This window comes from Actinomadura geliboluensis (assembly GCF_043197915.1).
In the GTDB taxonomy this organism is placed as follows: domain Bacteria; phylum Actinomycetota; class Actinomycetes; order Streptosporangiales; family Streptosporangiaceae; genus Spirillospora; species Spirillospora geliboluensis.
The window spans coordinates 267536-284003 of the sequence record NZ_JBICUA010000005.1 but is presented as its reverse complement, the minus strand read 5'-3'; the positions used below and the strand labels follow the sequence as shown (position 1 = coordinate 284003).

Here is a 16468-nt window from a genome sequence, read left to right as displayed (position 1 = left end):
CCGCGGCTCTTTACACGACACGGCATCTCCGCACGACACGGCATCTCCACACGATCGGCACAGGTCCGCCGCCACCGCGGCGGCGCGGCGGCGTCCAATGAGGCATGCGCGTGAAGATGATCCTGCCGGCCCTGACCGAGGCGACCTCGCCGTTCTTCCGCCCGATCAAGTACTCGCTGTTCCCGCCGCTCGGCCTCGCCACGCTCGCCGGCTACCTCGGCCCGGACGACGAGGTGACGGTGACCGACGAGCACGTGCAGAAGGTCGACCTGTCGGACGAGCCCGAGCTCGTGGTGATCCAGGTCTACATCACCTCGGCGCGGCGGGCCTACGAGCTGGCCGACCACTACCGCGCCCGGGGCGCGCACGTCTGTCTCGGCGGGCTGCACGTCACCTCGCTGCCGGACGAGGCCGCCCGGCACGCGGACACGGTCTTCCTCGGCCCCGGCGAGGACACCTGGCCGCGGTTCCTCGCCGACTTCCGCGCCGGGCGCCCGGCGCCCCGGTACGCCTCGTCCGAGCGGACGCTCGCGGGGCTGCCGCCGGTCCGCCGCGACCTGATCGCCCGCGAGCGGTATCTGGTGCCGAACTCGATCGTGGTGTCGCGCGGCTGCCCGCACGTGTGCGACTTCTGCTACAAGGAGGCGTTCTTCGAGGGCGGCAAGTCGTTCTACACGCAGACCGTGGACGCGGCGCTGGCGGAGATCGACCGGCTGCCGGGCCGGCACCTGTACTTCCTGGACGACCACCTGTTCGGCAACGCCCGGTTCGCGACCGCGCTGTTCGACGGGATGCGCGGCATGGGGCGGCTCTGGCAGGCGGCCGGGACGGTGCAGGCGGTGCTGCGCCCGGGGCTGCTGGAGAAGGCCGCCGAGTCCGGGCTGCGCAGCCTGTTCGTCGGCTTCGAGACCGTCAACGCCGGGAACCTGACCGAGCAGCGCAAATGGCAGAACATCGACCGCGACTACGGCGCGGTCGTCCGCCGGCTGCACGACTGCGGCGTGATGGTGAACGGCAGTTTCGTGTTCGGGATGGACGAGGACGACCCCGCCGTCTTCGACCGCACCGTGGAATGGGCGGTCGGGCAGGGAATCGAGACGGCGACCTTCCATATTCTGACCCCTTATCCGGGGACGCGCCTTTACGACCGCATGTCGGCCGCGGGCCGGCTCCTCCATTCCGACTGGGACAGGTACGACACCCGGACGGTCGTCTTCGAACCCGCCAAGATGACCGCGCGGGAACTCGAGGACGGCTACTGGCGCGCCTACCGCGACTTCTACCGCTGGGGCTCGATCGTGCGCGGCGCCGCGACGAAACCGACGCTGCGCGGCAAGGCCCGGCACGCCGCCTACGCGGCGGGCTGGAAGAAGTTCGAGCCCGTCTGGGACCTCGTCATCCGGGCGAAGCGGGCGGGTCGCGCGCTGCCGCTGCTGGAGGCGACGCTGTCCGGGTTCGGCACGCGCCCCTCCCGCCGGACGGCGGCCTAGGACGGCGGCCTAGGGGTCGTCGAGCCGCCGCGGCGGCGGGTCGAGCATCGGGACGAGGAACCGCCGGGCCAGGGCGGCGAGCTGCTCGTCGTCGTCGAGGTCGACCAGGCGGCTCGGGATGGCCAGGAAGGACGCGGAGATCCGGACCATCATCTCGGCGACGTGGTCGATGTCCAGGCCGTCGGCCACGGTGCCGGCGCGCTGCTCGCGGCGGAGCTGGCCCGCGACGAACTCCCGCACGGTGGCGACCGTCCGCCCGCCGTCGCTGATCATGGACGGGACGACGAGGTCCGGCTCGGTGGCGATCAGCCCGCCGATCAGCGGGTTGCGGCGGATGGCGCGCAGCGAGCTGACGAACCCGAGCACGACCCGGTCGGCCGCGGTCTCGGCCTGCTGGATGTCGATGAGGAACTGGTCGAAGTAGCGGCGGAACTCGCGCCGCACGACGTGCTCGACGAGCGCGTCCTTCGTCACGAACCGCCGGTAGACGGTGATGCGGGAAACGCCCGCCCGCCGGGCGACGTCCTCCATCGTGGACCGCTGGATGCCCATCCTCGAGAACTGCTCGTAGGCGGCGTCGAGAACCCGGGCGCGGGTCGCGTCCATCTCGTCGACCTGCTCCACGGCATCGGTGTACGCGCGTTCGATCAGCGATTCATGTTCGCCCGAGGACGCCATGAGAGAGGACAACACAGAATCCACGATCTCCTCCAGAGACGATCCGATTCTGCCGCAATCCCCGCCTTCCGTCACGGTGGGTCTTGTGGCGACCGACACAGGTGTGTTCTCATTGGCGCTGTCGCGATGATACACGGAGACGACTTGCGTTTCAGCGTATCCCCGCGGCGCTCTCACCCCGAGGAGGAGCGAAGGCATGGAGACTCCCACCAGACGCCATGTGTTGGTGGCGGGCGGGACGCTGGGCGCGCTCGGCGCGCTGAGCGTCGCGTCGCCCGCGCAGGCGGCGCCACTGTGGACGTGGTCGCCGAAGGGATCGGTCGCGGGCGCCGGCAAGGGCGCCGACCCGCGGTGGGTATGGGACCCCGAGAGCGATGAGCTGGTCGCCTCCCTGCAGGAGGCGGGCGCGGTTCCCGAGGTCAACAAGCTGCTGAAGACCTGGACCAAGAACGGCCAGGACCTGCCGAAGGGCCTGCCGGCCGACCTGAAGGACTTCATCGAGCGCGCCCGGCAGCTCCCGTCCTGGACAGACCGGGGCAAGCTCGCGAAGGCGTTCGAGTTCAACGAGAAGCGCGGGCTGTACCTCGGCGTCACCTACGGCTTCGCCAGCGGGATGATGAGCACGGCGATCCCGCGGGAGGCGCGCGCGGTCTACTACTCCAAGGGCGGCGCGGACATGCGCGACCGCATCACCAAGACCGCCAAGCTCGGCTACGACGTCGGCACCGAGAGGGCCTTCGAGCCCGACGGCGAGATGATCGTGACCTGCGTGAAGACCCGGCTGGCCCACTCGGGCGTCCGGTACCTGCTCCCGAAGTCGGCGTACTGGAACAAGGCCGCCGACGAGGAGATCCCGATCAGCCAGGCGGACATGATGGTCACCTGGCACAGCCTGCCCACCACGGTCATGAAGCAGCTGACCAAGTGGAAGGTTCCGATCCCCGCCGACGAGTCCGCGGCCTTCCTGCACTCCTGGCAGCTCACCGCGCACATGCTCGGGATCATGGACGAGTACATCCCCGAGTCGTGGGACGAGGCGAACTCCCAGGCCGCGCAGGTGCTCGACCCGATCCTCGCGCCCACGCCCGAGGGCATCAAGCTCGCCGACATGCTGCTCAACCTGGCGTCGTTCATCGACCTCGGCATCCTGTCGAAGCCGATCCTCGGCGCGCTCACCCGCTACGTGCTCGGCGACGAGATCGCCGGCTGGCTGAAGATCCCGCGGGAACCGCTGTGGGACCCGATCTTCGAGAACCTCTGGCCGCCGTTCGTGGCCGTCCGCGAGGGCATCCTCGACATGACCGACGCGCCCAAGGAGCTGCGGCAGGTCTACTGGGCCTTCGACGAGATCATCCGCCAGGCGGTGCTGTTCGTGCTGTCCGGGGCCAACTACCCGATCAGCATCCAGATCCCCACGACCAACAACCCCAACTACTGAGCACCCGCGGCGCGTGCCCGCCCGGGCCCCGGAATCCGCCGATTCCGGGGCTCGGGCGTGTCCGCGTCCGGCGTGTCCGCGTCCGGCCTCCTACGTGCCCGCGTTCAGCCTCCGGCGTGTCCGCTTTCAGGAAATCTTCAGAAATGTGTGACACTAACCGCGGTCGCAGCGCTCTCTGATCATGGCGCGACCCTCACCTCCCCGGCTCGGCCGTGAACGGAGAAGCATGCTCAAGCGGACGATCATCGGCGCGTCGGCGGCCGCCGTGGCGGTGGCCGGCACGGTGACCTGGACGGTCACCGCGAACTCGACCCCGGAGCCGACCGCGGCGACGGCGGCCGCGGCGAAGGGGCCGGGCGCCGGACGCGTCCACGCGCGCGGCCTCCAGGACATGGCCGGCGCCGCCACCGCCCGCAGCGGGAAGACGGCGGGGCTGCCCGCCGGGACGACGGAGCCGTTCAGCCTCGTCGGCGTCACCTGGGACCGGCCGCGCGAGGAGTTGCGCGGGACGGTCCGGGTCCGCACGCGCGACGCCGCCACCGGGAAGTGGTCGGGCTGGCAGGTGCTGGAGCCGGAGCTCGCAGACGCCCCCGACCGGGGGCAGGACGGGCGCGGCGGCACGAACGGGCTGTGGGTCGGGCCGTCCAACGGCGTCGAGGTGCGCGTGGCCGGGCAGGGCCGCACCCTCCCCGAGGGCCTGCGCGTCGACCTGGTCGACCCGGGCGCCCGGACGGCGCAGTCCCCGGGCGCGCCCACGCCGCGAGCCGCCGGGCCGGACGCGGGCACGGGCATGAAGCTGGTCGCGGCCACCACGCCCCTCAACGCGCCCGCCGCCGCACCCGTCACCGCGCCGAAGCCGGCGATCGTGGCGCGCGCCGGGTGGGGCGCGGACGAGTCCATCGTCCGGAACCCGCCGACGTACGACACGTCGGTCAAGGCGGTGTTCGTCCACCACACCGACACGGGCAACGACTACACGTGCGCCGAGTCGGCCTCGGTGATCCGGTCGGTGTTCCTGTACCACGTGAAGAGCCAGGGCTGGGACGACATCGGCTACAACTTCCTGGTCGACAAGTGCGGCACGATCTTCGAGGGACGGGCCGGGGGCGTCGAGCGTCCCGTGCACGGCGCCCACACCTACGGGTTCAACACCGACACCACCGGGATCGCCGTCCTCGGCACCCACACCGCCGCCAACGACCCGACCACGCCCGGCACCGCGCCGGCCGCGGCCGCCCTCGACGGCGTCGCCAAGACCGCCGCGTGGAAGCTCGGGCTGACCGGTGTCGACCCCACCGCGAAGACGATCCTGACCTCGGCCGCCCCGGACGGGTCGGGCGGCAAGTACCCGTTCGGGCAGAAGGTCGAGTTCAACACGATCTCCGGTCACCGCGACGGGTTCGCGACCGCGTGCCCCGGCGAGCAGCTCTACGCCAAGCTCCCCGCGATCCGGACGGCCGCGAAGCAGGTCACGGTCCCGGCCCTGACCGCCACCGTGTCCGGCGCCAAGGCCGCCGGGGGCCGCTACTACACCAAGAGCACGGCCACCCTGAACTGGACGCCGGCCGAAGGCGCCGCCTACACCGTCAGCGTGGACGGGGCGACGGTGGCGAAGCCCGCCGCCGGGGCGTCGTCGGCGACGGTCACGCTCGCGCCGGGCACGCACAGCGTCCAGCTGCACGCCGCCTTCACCGACGGCACCGCCTCCGCCTCGCCCGTCTTCACGGTCGTCGCGGACACGACCCGGCCGGTCGTCTCGTCCATGGCGCTGGCGCTGCGCAAGTCGACGATCAACGGCACCGCGGTCCCCGTCACGCTGTCCTGGAAGGCCACCGACAACGCGCTGCTCAGCTCGCTGAAGGCCACGTCGCCGTCCGCGAAGACGTTCTCCACGACCACGACGAGCTGGGCCGCGACCTCGAAGGCGGGGGCGACGCAGTCGTGGTCGCTGACCGCCGGGGACGCCGCGGGCAACACCGGCACCGCCGCGCTCAGCCGCTACACCGGCTACTACAACGAGGGCGCCGCGCGCCGCACCGGCACCTGGAAGACCACGACCACCAAGTACTACCTGGGCGGGCGCGGCCTCTACAGCAGCTCCAAGGGCGCCAGCGCGAGCTGGACGTTCACCGGCCGCACCGCGGGCCTGATCTTCAAGCGGGCGTCCAACCTCGGCGCCGTGTACGTCTACGCGGACGGCGTCAAGGTCGCGACGGTGGACACCCGCTCGTCGTCCACCCTTTACCGGCAGCTCACGTGGACGCGCAGCTGGAGCACCAGCGGCAAGCACACCATCAAGATCGTCGTCGCGGGCACGTCCGGGCGCCCGACGGTCGGGATCGACGGCATGGTCTACCTCCGCTGAGCGAGCCCGTTGCCGATGATCCAGCCCATGCCGAAGGCGGACAGCAGCCCGTTGCCTGACAGGTAGCCGTCGGAGTGCGGCCCGGCCAGTCCGCAGGCGGTTCCACCGCCCGCGTACAGGCCGGGCAGCGGCGCGCCGGCGCCGTCGAGGACGCGCCCTGACGGGTCGATCACGAGCCCGCCCTGGGTGGCGAGCAGCCCGTGGGTGACCCAGGCGAGGTGGTAGGGCGCGGTGAGGCGGCGGCGTCCCGGCAGCGGGGCCAGGGCGCGCTCGGTCTCCTCGACCGTCCGGCCGAGCGACGCCGCCAGGTCCTCGATGGCGGGACGGTCGTGGACGGCCCCCGCGGCGAGGCATTCGCGCATCATCTCCGACTCGCGGGTGGCGGCCATCGCGGTCGCGTCCCAGACCATCGCGGCGCGCTCGCCCGGCTGGCCCTGGAGGATCCCGGCCATGGACGAGTAGCCCTTGGACTCCTCGTCCACGAAGCGCTCGCCGTCGAGGTTGACCAGCACCGCGCCGTTGAACGGCAGCGCCGGGGACACCCGCGTGCCGTGGTCCACGACGACGAGCCCGGAGCGCAGCCCGGCGCCCATGTTCCGCACCCGCGCGCCGAGCCGCCGCGCCCAGCCGAGCGCGTCGCCGGTCGAGGTGGAGACGCCGCCGTAGAAGGGCGTCCCGAGGTGGGGCATGTGCTCCTTGACGAGGGCCTGGTTCCCGGCGAACCCGTCTGTGGCCAGGACGACGGTTCCGGCCCGGACGCGTTGCAGTGACCCGTTCTGCGAGACGACGACGCCGGTGACCTCGCCGCCGTCCGACACGAGGTCGACGACGGGGGCCTCGTCCACGAACGCGACGTTGTCGTGGCCTTCGAGGAGGCCGCGCAGGTGGCGCATGAGCCGCCCGCCGCCCAGCCGCCCGGTGTCGGTGTGCAGCCGCCGGGCCGTCATCCCGGCGCGCGGCATGTCGAGGCCGAGTTCGACGGGGTGGCCGGTGTCCGCGATCCACTCCACGAACTCCGGCGCCGCCGCGCACAGCGCCTCCACGACCGGGCGCCACTCCTCGTCGCCGCTCGCGCGCAGGATGTCGGCGGCGTGCCGCTCCGGCGAGTCGTCCACGCCGGCGGCGGCCTGCCAGCGGGTGCCGCCCGCCGCGAGGGAGCCCGAGGAGATCGCGGCGTTGCACCCTTCGCGGGTCGACTTCTCGAACACGGCGACGACCAGGCCGGGGTCGCGCGCCGCGCGGAGCGCGGTCATCACACCGCAGGCGCCGCCGCCCGCGATGGCGACGTCGACCTCGGCGTCCCAGCCGGTCACGCCAGCGTCCCGTTCGTGCCGTAGAAGTCGCGCGCGGCGTCGACCAGCGGGCGCGGCGGCCGGGCCCCGTAGAACCCGGTGCGGGCCGGGGCGAGCCCCGTCGCGCGGAACTGCGCGGCGCGCAGCTCCGCGACGCGCACGCACGTGCCGAGCGAGTCGAGCACCGGCACGTCGTCCACCCGCGAGAGGCCCTGGTCGGCGAGGAACACGTTGAGCGGCCCCTCGCCGGGGACGATGACGTTCGCGCCGTCCGCGACCGCCTTGCGCGCGGCCCGGGTGAACGCGTCCAGCAGCGGCTCCGGGTCGGCGTACGCGGCCATCACGTCGGTGAACTCCGCCTCGACCTGCACGATCGGGCCGACGAGCTGATCCAGCCGGTAGTTGCGCATGTTGCGGCGCAGCTGCGGTTCGAGGGCGCCGATGAAGTTGACGATCCCGACCCGGTCGCCGAGCGCGCCCGCCATCAGCACCGACGTCTGCCCGAATGCGATGACCGGGATGTCGACCAGCGTCCGGACCTCCTCGTACGCGGTGTCGGGGATCGTCGCGATGAGGAACGCGTCGTAGCCCTCGTCCTGCGCGCGGAGCGCCGCGTGCGCGAACTGCTCCCGGTGCAGCCCGGCGAGGTAGGCGTAGCCGATGTGCGTCCCCGGATAGTCGGACGGGTAGGTGCCCGGCTTCATCCCGTGGAAGTCGATCTCGGTGCCGGGTGCCGCCTGCGACCGCAGGTGGCGGGCCAGCGCGTCCCGGTAGTGCGGGACGTCGTCCAGGACCGTGAACGACTGGTGCCAGATCCGCATGGTCACGCCCCTGCCGCGCGGGCCGCGGCGTTGGTGCCCGCGATCCGGCCGAACGTCGCGCCGCGCAGCACGGACGTGGAGCCGGTGTAGTTGGAGTAGTACAGGCCGGTCAGCTCCCCCGCCGCGTACAGGCCGGGCATGGGACGGCCATCGCGGTCGACGACCTCGGCGGCGGACGTGGTCTTGAGCCCGCCGAAGCTGAACACGTTCGCCGCCATGATCGGGTAGGCGGCGAACGGCCCGTCCGCGATGGGCCGCGCCCAGTTCGACTTCGGCGGAGTGAGCCCGTCCGTCGCGAGGCCGTCCGGGCGGGTGTGGTCGAACCCGTCCGAGGGCGAGCAGGCCGCGTTGTAGGCGGCGATGGTCGCCTCCAGCTCCGCGACCGGCAGCTCCAACCGCCGCGCCAGCTCCCCGATCGTGTCGGCGGTGACGGGCGCGACGTCGGTGCGGACGCCCGCCATCAGGTTCGGGACGGCCAGCCCGCGCTGGTCCAGGATCACCCAGGCGATCCCCTCGGTCTGGGCCTGGATGGCGCGGGTCGTCCGCTCGTACCAGGCGTCGACGGTGCCGCGCGCCTCGTCCGCGAACCGCCGCCCCTCCCGGTTGACCAGCACGCCGTAGGGGAAGCAGAAGACCGCCGCCTCCGGCTCGCCGCTGCGCGGGTCGACGGGCTCGGCGTGGAACAGCGCGAAGTTCCCGGCGGTGGCGGCGCCGAGCGCCAGCGCCATCTCCAGCCCCTCGCCCTTGTTGTAGTTGCCGCCCTTGGCGACCGGGCGGCAGGTCAGCGCCCGCTCGCCGTGGTAGCGGGCCATCAGCTCGAAGTTGCCCTGGTAGCCGCCGCTGGCGAGGACGACCGCCCCCGCGAACACGGCCGGGCCGGACGGGGTGTGCGCGAACACGCCGCCGATACCGTCCCCGGCGGAGACGAGCCGGCGGGCCGTGGTCTCGAAGTGGAACTCCACGCCGAGGTCGCGCGCCGCCCTGCCCATCGTCTCCACGATCGCGAGGCCACCGCCGACCGGTGCCATCCGGGTGGTCGACTGCGTGAGGAACGGCGTCGGCATGAAGTCGAACCGGACGCCGTGCCCGGACATCCAGCGCAGCGTCGGCGGCGCCTGCTCCGCGAGCGTCGCGACGTAGTCGGGGTCGACGGTGTGGGTGGCGCGGTAGAGCGGGCTCTGCCGCCGCGCCGGGAGCGCCGCGTCGTTGACGATGGACGGGTCCGGGTGGCCCATGAAGTCGTCCACGAGGGCGTCCTCGAAGCCGTCGGCGACCTCGTCCGGCGACTTCATGCGCAGGAACGCCTCGGTGTGGCGGGTGTTGCCGCCGGTCTCGGCCTCCGTGGAGCGTTCGAGGACGGCGACGCGGGCGCCGGCCTCGGCCGCCGCGACGGCGGCCGACAGCCCGGCGACGCCGCCGCCGACCACGACGACGTCGTACCGGTGGGTTGGTTCGGTCATGCCGCGTCCCTTCAGAACCGCAGCTCGGCGGAGGTGGTCACGGTGCCGAACAGCGGCAGCATGTTCGTCACGGAGAACTCGTGGAAGTCGGGGCGGAACGAGGCGCACATGTCCTCGACGACCGTCACCTGGAGGCCGGAGTCGGAGGCGTGCCGCGCCGCCGACTCCACGACCAGGTTCGTCGCGACGCCGCCGAGGACGACCTCGGCGACCCCTTCGGCGGCGAGGACGTCGCGCAGGGCCGTCCCGACGAACGGGTCCACGCAGCCCTTGTCGACCACGGGCTCCCCCGCGACCGGCGCGAGCGCCTTGACGATCTGCGCCTCCGGCGAGCCGGCGAGCATCGCGCGCTGCTCCTCGTAGGGGTCGAAGCGCGGGAGCCGGTTGGTGCGCAGCCTGTAGGACGGGTCGAACGCGAGCCGCACGTGGACGACGAGCGTCCCGGCGGCGCGGGCGGCGGCCAGCACGCGCTCGGCGGTCGCGAGCACGCCGCGCTCGGCGATCTGCGCGGCCAGCGGCGGCATCCGCAGGTGCGGCCCCTCCTCGCACAGCGCGACCTGGTAGTCGAGCATGAGCAGGGCCTTCTTGGCGGCGGTCATCGGGTCTCCTTAGAGGGTTTCGGGCTACCAGGCGGACCAGCCGCCGTCGACGTACACGACCTGGCCGGTCATGTACGCGGCGGCGGGGCTCGCGAGCAGGAGCAGGGGTCCGGCGAAGTCGGTGGCGGGGTCGCCGAGGCGGCCGAGCATCGTGCGCTCGCCGAACCAGCGGAGCCGGTCCGGGTCGTCGCCGAGCGGGGCCGTCATCTGGGTGGGGTAGAAGACGCCGGGGGCGAGGCAGTTGACGTTGACGCCGTGCGGGCCGAGTTCGGCGGCCAGCGCCCGGGTCACGTTCACGACCCCCGCCTTGGACGAGTAGTACGCCGACTCCGGGACGGGCCCGACGCGTTCGGCATAGACGGTCGTGAGGTTGACGATGCGTCCGCCGCGCCCCTGCCGGGTGAGGGCCTTGCCGGCCTCGCGTCCGACCAGCCAGGTGCCGGTGAGGTTGACCCGGACGACCCGCTCGAACTCCTCGACCGACGTCTCGTCGTAGGGCTTGCGCAGCATGACGCCCGCCGCGTTCACCACGACGTCGAGCCCGCCGTGCCCGCCGGTGACGGCGTCGACGAGGGCGGCGACGGACGCCTCGTCGGTGACGTCCACCTCGTGCGTGCTCGCGGCGCCGCAGGCCCGTGCCGTCTCGGCGAGGTCGCCGGCCCGCGACGCGAGGTCGGCGACGGCGACCGTCGCGCCCGCGTCCGCGAGCGCCCGCGCCGCGCGCTCCCCGAGGCCGCCGGCGGCGGCACCGACCACCAGGGCGACCTGGCCGGTCAGGTCGAAGGACGGTGTCACCACTCGATCTCACTCTCCTCGCTCGCGGCGGCGCGGCCGGCGATCCGGCCGAACACGCCCGCCTTGCCGATGGAGGTGCCGGTCATGTAGCCGGCACCGTGGAAGCCGCCGGTGATCTCGCCCGCCGCGTAGAGGCGCTCGATCGGCTCGCCCCACCAGTCGAGGACCCGCATGCGGGTGTCGATGGTCAGCCCGCAGTACGTCGCGAGGACGACCGTCCCGGACGGGTGCGCGTAGAACGGCGGCCGGTCGAGGGGCGTCGGCGCGCCGACCCCGCCCGACAGGTGGGCCCGGCCGAACGGGTCGGGTCCGCCGGACTCGATCGCCGCGTTGTACTCGGCGACGGTCCGCTGCAACGACCCCTCGGGGAGGCCGATCTCGGCCTCCAGCCCGGCGATCGTGCCGGCCGTGAGCAGCATCCCGGCGCGCTCGCGGCCCGCGAACTCGTAGATCGGCACCTCGTCGTTGGCGAGCGCCATCGTCCGGGCGTCGAACACCTGCCAGGTCGTCACGCCGGGCTGGGCGAGCGCGGCGTCGCCGATCTCCTTGTAGTTGCGCGACTCGTCCACGAACCGGCGGCCCTCGCGGTTGACGGCGATGGCGCCCTTGTAGACCGCGAGGATGCCCGTGCCGTCCTCGTCCGGATGCTCGACGTGGAAATGCCCGTAGGTGCCCTTGATGTACGGGGTGTCGCGCACCCCGGCGCCGAGCGCCATCGCCATCTTCAGGCCGTCGCCCTGGTTGCCCGCGCCGCCCTGCCTCAGCGCGTGCTCCATCTGCGGCGCGAACGTGGCGAGCAGGTCCGGGTTCATCGAGAAGCCGCCGGTGGCGAGGACGACCGCGTCCGCCAGGATCTCCCGGCCCCCGGCGAGCCGGACGCCGGTCACCTGGGAGCCGTCGTGCAGCAGCCGGTCGGCCGGAGTGTCGAGCATGATCCGCGCGCCCAGCTCACCGGCCGCCTTGAGCAGCCGCTCCAGCATCCGGGTGGTGTCGGACGGGTGGCTGCGCGGCACCGACTGCCCCGACGCGGCATGGATCTCGCCGTACCGGACGCCGTGCCCCTTCAGCCACCGGTACGTCTCCAGTTGGTGCTCGCAGTACAGGTCCACGAGCGCCGGGTCGTTGCGGTGCCTGCCGACGTCGAGGAGGTCCTTGCGGAGGAGGTCGACGGAGTCGGCGATGCCCTGCTCGGCCTGCTCGTCCGTCCCGGCGAAGGCGGACAGGCCAGCGGACTTCACCGTGGAGCCGCCGATGTCGCCGGTCTTCTCCAGCAGCAGCGCGTACTGCCCGGCCTCGGCGGCGGCCAGCAGCGCGGCGCACCCGGTGAGGCCCGCGCCGAGGACGAGAACGCCCACTCGCTCGGGCGGCGCACCGGTCTCGACCGGCAGGCCGGGAAGGGCGCTCACTCGAAGCTCCCGTACTCCCGGTCGAGCGCGCTCTCGGCGGCGCTGAACGCCGGCAGGTTGAACAGCTCCTGCCGCTGCGACCAGGTGGCCATCCGGTCGGCCCGGGACGCGGTCTCGCCGTGTTCCCGCAGGTGCGCGAGCGCCTCCCGGCCCGCGAGGTGCATCGAGCGCATCAGGTAGTTGGCGAACAGCACGACGCCGAAGCCCAGGCGGGCGTACTCGGCCACGTCCAGCTGCGGGGTCTTGCCGCCCTCCACGACGTTGACGAGCAGCGGGACCCCGGCCAGCTCGCGGCCGACCAGCTCCAGCTCCTCGACCGTCCGGGGCGCCTCGACGAACAGCGCGTCCGCGCCCGCCTCGGCGTAGGCGCGGCCCCGCTCGATCGCCTCGTCGATGCCGTACGCGGAGCGGGCGTCCGTCCGGGCGATGATGACGAGCCCGCCGTCCTCCCGCGCCTCGCACGCCGCCGCGATCTTGGTCTGCATGTGCCCGGACGGGATCAGCGTGTGCGCGTCGAAGTGGCCGCACCGCTTGGGCATCTCCTGGTCCTCCAGCTGGACGCCCGCGACCCCGGCGCGCTCCAGCAGCCGGACGGTGCGCATCGCCGACAGCGGCCCGCCGTAGCCGGTGTCGGCGTCGCAGATCAGCGGGACGCGGACGGCCTCCGCGAGCCGTCCGGCGTGGTCGGCGACCTCGGCCTGCGAGACGAGCCCGATGTCGGGGAGCCCGTACCCGGCGTTGGCGAGCCCGGCGCCGGTCGCGTAGACGGCGGCGAATCCGGCCTCCTCGATGAGCCGGGCGCCGAGCGCGTCGGTCGCGCCGGGCAGCACCAGCGGCTCGATCGCCGCACCCGGCGCGGCGGGCGCGGCGGCGGCCAGCGCGGCGCGCAGCGCGGCCCGCTTGCCGCGCGCGGTCGGGCCGGGCCCGACACCGGTCAGCGACGACAGCAGGCCCGGCTCCCAGGGCGGGGTGTGCGGCACGGGAACTCCTCCATGTAGTGATTACTACAGAGCTTAACCGTGACACCAGTCACCCGGAGAACGCAACCCAGCCCAGACCTGGAGATCTACGCCGGGACACTTGCCTTCCCTGGAGTAAGCGTTCTACGGTTCCATGTAGTGAGTGTTACAGAGATGCGGGTCACGCCATCCCCCCGCGCTCTCCCCTACCGAAGGAACTGACGCCGATGACCGTCCTGGACGAGGTCCGCCGGCTGGAGCCGGAGTTTCGCGCCGAGGAGGACCTGTCGGCCGCGCAGCGTTCGCTGACCGGCCGCGCCTTCACGCACATGCAGGAGACCGGCCTCATGCGCGGCCTCCAGCCCAAGCGCTGGGGCGGCGCCGAACTGTCCCTCCGCGAGCACCTCACGAGCGTCTACGAGCTCGGCCGGATCGCGCCCTCGGCGGGCTGGGTCGCCGGCGTCATGGGCTCGCACCCGTGGCAGATCGCCCTCTTCCCCGAGGAGACGCAGGCCGAGGTCTGGGAGTCCGACCCCGACTGGAACGCCTCCTCGTCCTACGCCCCCACCGGCAAGATCGAGCCGGTCGACGGCGGCTACCGCGTCTCCGGCCGCTGGTCGTTCTCCTCCGGCTGCGACCACGCGCAGGGCGTCATCCTCGGCGGGTTCGCCGGGAAGGTCGAGGTCGCGCCCGGCGTCGAGGTGCCGAACTACGGGTCCGCGCTGCTGCACCGCGACCAGTACGCCATCGAGGACACCTGGCACGTCGGCGGCTCGCGCGGCACCGGCAGCAAGGACATCGTCGCCGACGCCTTCATCCCCGCGCGGCGCTTCCTGTCCAGCCCGCTCTACGAGTACAACCCCGACCGTCCCGCGCCCGGCATGGAGACCAACCCCTCCGCGCTCTACAAGGTGCCGTGGGCGGTCATGTTCAACCTCGTCCTCGTCGCGCCTATGCTCGGCCTCGCCCGCCGCGTCCTGGACGACTGGACGTCCGACACCGCCGTCCGCAAGGCGAACTGGGGCGGCACCTACGCCGACGACCCGCTGATGCAGATGCACCTGGCCGAGGCCGAATGGGTGCACGACGCGGCCGTCATGAAGATGTACGACGCGATCGACACGATCACCGAGGCCGCCGAGGCCGGCGTGTTCCTGGAGAAGCGGCAGCGGGCCCGGCTGCGCTGGAACATCACCAAGGGCTGCCAGGAGACCGGCTTCGCGATCAACAAGCTGATGCGGGTCGCCTCCGGCCGCACGGTCTTCGTCGACCACCCGCTGCACCGCCTCTACCAGGACGTCATCGCCGAACTCGGCCACGCGTTCCTCGTCTCCGACGGCGTCGGCCAGTACTACGGCGCCGCCCTCCTCGACTCGTCCGCACCGGAGGTCATGCTGTGATTTCGCAACTCGCCTACCTGGGGATCGCGTCGCCGAAGGCGGAGGAGTGGCGGGACTACGCCACCCGGCTGCTCGGCGCGGTCGTCGCCGAGGACGGCCCGGACGGCGCCGTCCGCGTCAAGGTCGACGACAAGGGCTACCGCATCGCCGTCCACCCCGCGGAGCAGGACGAGTTCCGCTACGCCGGGTGGGACTGCGGCAACGAGACCGACCTGCGCGCGTACGTCGCCGAGCTGCGCGGCAAGGGCGTCGATGTGCACGACGGCGGCGCCGACGAGGTCGAGGAGCGGCAGGTCGCCGAGCTGTACTGGTTCACCGACCCGTTCGGCAACCGGCACGAGCTGGTGTGGGGCCAGTTCTCCCAGCCCAACTCGTTCTTCCCCGGACGCCCCATGCGCGGCCGGTTCGTCACCGGCGACCTCGGCCTCGGGCACATCGTGCTGATCGTCCCCGACCTGGCGAAGGCGAACGCGTTCTACGCCGACACGCTCGGCTTCCGGCTGTCGGACCGGGTGAAGAGCGACATCTTCAACCTGCGCTTCTACCACTGCAACGGCCGCCACCACTCCCTCGCGGTCGCCGAGATCCCCGGCATGACCGGCATCAACCACCTGATGCTGGAGGTCGAGTCGTTCGACGACCTCGGCACCGCGATCGACCTGTTCACCGCCGACCCGGAGCGGGAGATCCTGCTGTCGCTCGGGCGGCACACCAACGACCTGATGACGTCCATCTACGTGCAGACGCCGTCCTCGATGCAGATCGAGTACGGGCACGGCGGCATCACCGTGGACGACCTCACCTGGGTCGCGGGCAACCACGACCTGCCGTCCATCTGGGGCCACCACCGCTCCCAGGCCTACCTGGACGGCCCGCCCGGGATCTTCCGCATGGTCGAAGGGGAGGGCGAATGACCGCCGCGATCCGCGTCGAGGACGTCGCGATCGGCGGCGGCCGGCACCTGCGCGTCAACCAGACCGGCACGCCGGGCGCGCCCGCGCTGCTGTTCCTGCACGGCTCCGGGCCGGGCGTGACCGCCGCGTCGAACTGGCGGGAGGTCATCGAGGGGCTCGGCGACACCTACCACTGCATCGCGCCCGACATCCTCGGCTTCGGCGACTCCAGCTACCCGGACCCGCAGCCGCAGGGCTTCACGGCGCAGGCCGAGGTCCGCATCGACGCGCTGTTCCAGCTCGTGGACGCACTCGGCCTGGAGAAGGTCGTGCTCGTCGGCAACTCGATGGGCGGCATGTACTCGCTGCGCATCGCCCAGCTCCGGCCCGACCTGGTCTCCGGGCTCGTGCTGATGGGCTCCGGCGGCATGCCGGGCCTGGAGCCGACCCCCGAGCTGATCAAGCTGATCACCTACTTCGACGACCCGACCGTCGAGGCGATGGCGGACCTGCTGATCCAGTTCGTCCACGACAAGAGCGCGTTCGGCGACACGGTCGAGAAGGTCGCCGCCGAGCGGATGCCGATGGTGCGGCGGCCCTGGATCGAGGCGGGGCACCGGGCCATGTTCGGCCCGGAGATGCTCGCCTTCGCGCCCGAGGACCTCGCGAAGATCGACAAGCCGACGCTGGTGGTGCACGGCCGCCAGGACGTCATCGTGCCGATCGAGTGCAGCTACTACCTGGCCGACCACCTGCCCCAGGCGGACCTCTACGTCATCGACAAGTGCGGCCACTGGACCCAGATCGAGCAGGCCGCGCGCTTCCAGGCGATCGTGCGGACCTTCGTCGGCGCCGGTCTCTAACATGACACC

At 72.4% G+C, this 16468-nt stretch carries 14 protein-coding genes; 6 read left to right on the top strand and 8 right to left on the bottom strand.

Annotated elements, in window-relative coordinates; all coding sequences use genetic code 11:
* Nucleotides 1–104: 104 nt before the first annotated feature.
* On the top strand, nt 105–1490 hold the full coding sequence (locus tag ACGFI1_RS18870) for a B12-binding domain-containing radical SAM protein (protein ID WP_392786666.1): 1386 nt from the start codon (nt 105–107) through the stop codon (nt 1488–1490).
* 9 nt (nt 1491–1499) lie between these two features.
* Here the strand turns inward: ACGFI1_RS18870 and ACGFI1_RS18865 are convergent, their stop codons facing one another.
* Nucleotides 1500–2168 carry a TetR/AcrR family transcriptional regulator gene (locus tag ACGFI1_RS18865; RefSeq protein ID WP_138636336.1) on the bottom strand — a complete coding sequence of 223 codons (669 nt, stop codon included), beginning with the start codon at nt 2166–2168 and terminating at the stop codon, nt 1500–1502.
* A gap of 196 nt (nt 2169–2364) precedes the next feature.
* On the opposite strand from ACGFI1_RS18865, the gene ACGFI1_RS18860 reads away from it, so the two are divergent.
* The gene (locus tag ACGFI1_RS18860; RefSeq protein WP_386870504.1) at nt 2365–3606 is read left to right on the top strand and encodes an oxygenase MpaB family protein; all 1242 of its coding nucleotides are present in this window, start codon (nt 2365–2367) and stop codon (nt 3604–3606) included.
* A gap of 226 nt (nt 3607–3832) precedes the next feature.
* Nucleotides 3833–5971, top strand: a complete 2139-nt coding sequence (locus ACGFI1_RS18855) for a peptidoglycan recognition protein family protein (protein WP_392786664.1) — start codon at nt 3833–3835, stop codon at nt 5969–5971.
* Here the strand turns inward: ACGFI1_RS18855 and ACGFI1_RS18850 are convergent.
* Genes ACGFI1_RS18850 through ACGFI1_RS18820 form a run of 7 tightly spaced genes read right to left on the bottom strand, consistent with a single transcriptional unit; the run spans nt 5959 to nt 13324 of the window.
* Nucleotides 5959–7284: an FAD-dependent oxidoreductase gene (locus ACGFI1_RS18850; RefSeq protein WP_392786662.1), complete on the bottom strand. Its 1326-nt coding sequence runs from the start codon at nt 7282–7284 to the stop codon at nt 5959–5961. The two genes, ACGFI1_RS18855 and ACGFI1_RS18850, sit on opposite strands and share 13 nt — an antisense overlap.
* Nucleotides 7281–8084: an aspartate/glutamate racemase family protein gene (locus tag ACGFI1_RS18845; RefSeq protein ID WP_392786660.1), complete on the bottom strand. Its 804-nt coding sequence runs from the start codon at nt 8082–8084 to the stop codon at nt 7281–7283. Before ACGFI1_RS18845 ends, ACGFI1_RS18850 begins: the two co-directional genes overlap by 4 nt.
* A 2-nt stretch (nt 8085–8086) precedes the next feature.
* Nucleotides 8087–9544 (bottom strand): FAD-dependent oxidoreductase, encoded by a 1458-nt coding sequence (locus tag ACGFI1_RS18840; RefSeq protein ID WP_392786658.1) that lies wholly within the window; start codon nt 9542–9544, stop codon nt 8087–8089.
* Between the two features lie 11 nt (nt 9545–9555).
* Complete coding sequence (locus tag ACGFI1_RS18835) at nt 9556–10143, bottom strand: cysteine hydrolase family protein (protein WP_392786656.1); 588 nt, start codon at nt 10141–10143, stop codon at nt 9556–9558.
* Nucleotides 10144–10167: 24 nt separating this feature from the next.
* A complete protein-coding gene (locus ACGFI1_RS18830; RefSeq protein WP_392786654.1) occupies nt 10168–10941 on the bottom strand; it encodes an SDR family NAD(P)-dependent oxidoreductase in 774 nt (257 codons plus the stop codon).
* On the bottom strand, nt 10935–12344 hold the full coding sequence (locus tag ACGFI1_RS18825) for an FAD-dependent oxidoreductase (protein WP_392786652.1): 1410 nt from the start codon (nt 12342–12344) through the stop codon (nt 10935–10937). Before ACGFI1_RS18825 ends, ACGFI1_RS18830 begins: the two co-directional genes overlap by 7 nt.
* Nucleotides 12341–13324 (bottom strand): isocitrate lyase/PEP mutase family protein, encoded by a 984-nt coding sequence (locus tag ACGFI1_RS18820; RefSeq protein WP_392786650.1) that lies wholly within the window; start codon nt 13322–13324, stop codon nt 12341–12343. Before ACGFI1_RS18820 ends, ACGFI1_RS18825 begins: the two co-directional genes overlap by 4 nt.
* 206 nt (nt 13325–13530) lie before the next feature.
* Here ACGFI1_RS18820 and ACGFI1_RS18815 point away from each other — a divergent pair, with 206 nt between their 5' ends.
* From ACGFI1_RS18815 to ACGFI1_RS18805, 3 genes are read left to right on the top strand one after another with little or no spacing between them, the layout of a single operon-like run.
* On the top strand, nt 13531–14703 hold the full coding sequence (locus tag ACGFI1_RS18815) for a hypothetical protein (RefSeq protein WP_392786648.1): 1173 nt from the start codon (nt 13531–13533) through the stop codon (nt 14701–14703).
* On the top strand, nt 14700–15617 hold the full coding sequence (locus ACGFI1_RS18810; RefSeq protein WP_392786646.1) for a VOC family protein: 918 nt from the start codon (nt 14700–14702) through the stop codon (nt 15615–15617). Before ACGFI1_RS18815 ends, ACGFI1_RS18810 begins: the two co-directional genes overlap by 4 nt.
* Nucleotides 15614–16459, top strand: coding sequence for an alpha/beta fold hydrolase (locus ACGFI1_RS18805; protein WP_392786644.1), 846 nt, complete (start codon nt 15614–15616; stop codon nt 16457–16459). The genes ACGFI1_RS18810 and ACGFI1_RS18805 overlap by 4 nt, the downstream gene beginning before the upstream one ends.
* Nucleotides 16460–16468: the final 9 nt, after the last annotated feature.

Coding starts and splice junctions, on each gene's coding strand:
- ACGFI1_RS18835 (WP_392786656.1), bottom strand. CDS start 10,143: ATGACCGCCGCCAAGAAGGCCCTGCTCATGCTCGACTACCAGGTCGCG.
- ACGFI1_RS18865 (WP_138636336.1), bottom strand. CDS start 2,168: ATGGCGTCCTCGGGCGAACATGAATCGCTGATCGAACGCGCGTACACC.
- ACGFI1_RS18870 (WP_392786666.1), top strand. CDS start 105: ATGCGCGTGAAGATGATCCTGCCGGCCCTGACCGAGGCGACCTCGCCG.
- ACGFI1_RS18805 (WP_392786644.1), top strand. CDS start 15,614: ATGACCGCCGCGATCCGCGTCGAGGACGTCGCGATCGGCGGCGGCCGG.
- ACGFI1_RS18815 (WP_392786648.1), top strand. CDS start 13,531: ATGACCGTCCTGGACGAGGTCCGCCGGCTGGAGCCGGAGTTTCGCGCC.
- ACGFI1_RS18840 (WP_392786658.1), bottom strand. CDS start 9,544: ATGACCGAACCAACCCACCGGTACGACGTCGTCGTGGTCGGCGGCGGC.
- ACGFI1_RS18855 (WP_392786664.1), top strand. CDS start 3,833: ATGCTCAAGCGGACGATCATCGGCGCGTCGGCGGCCGCCGTGGCGGTG.
- ACGFI1_RS18860 (WP_386870504.1), top strand. CDS start 2,365: ATGGAGACTCCCACCAGACGCCATGTGTTGGTGGCGGGCGGGACGCTG.
- ACGFI1_RS18845 (WP_392786660.1), bottom strand. CDS start 8,084: ATGCGGATCTGGCACCAGTCGTTCACGGTCCTGGACGACGTCCCGCAC.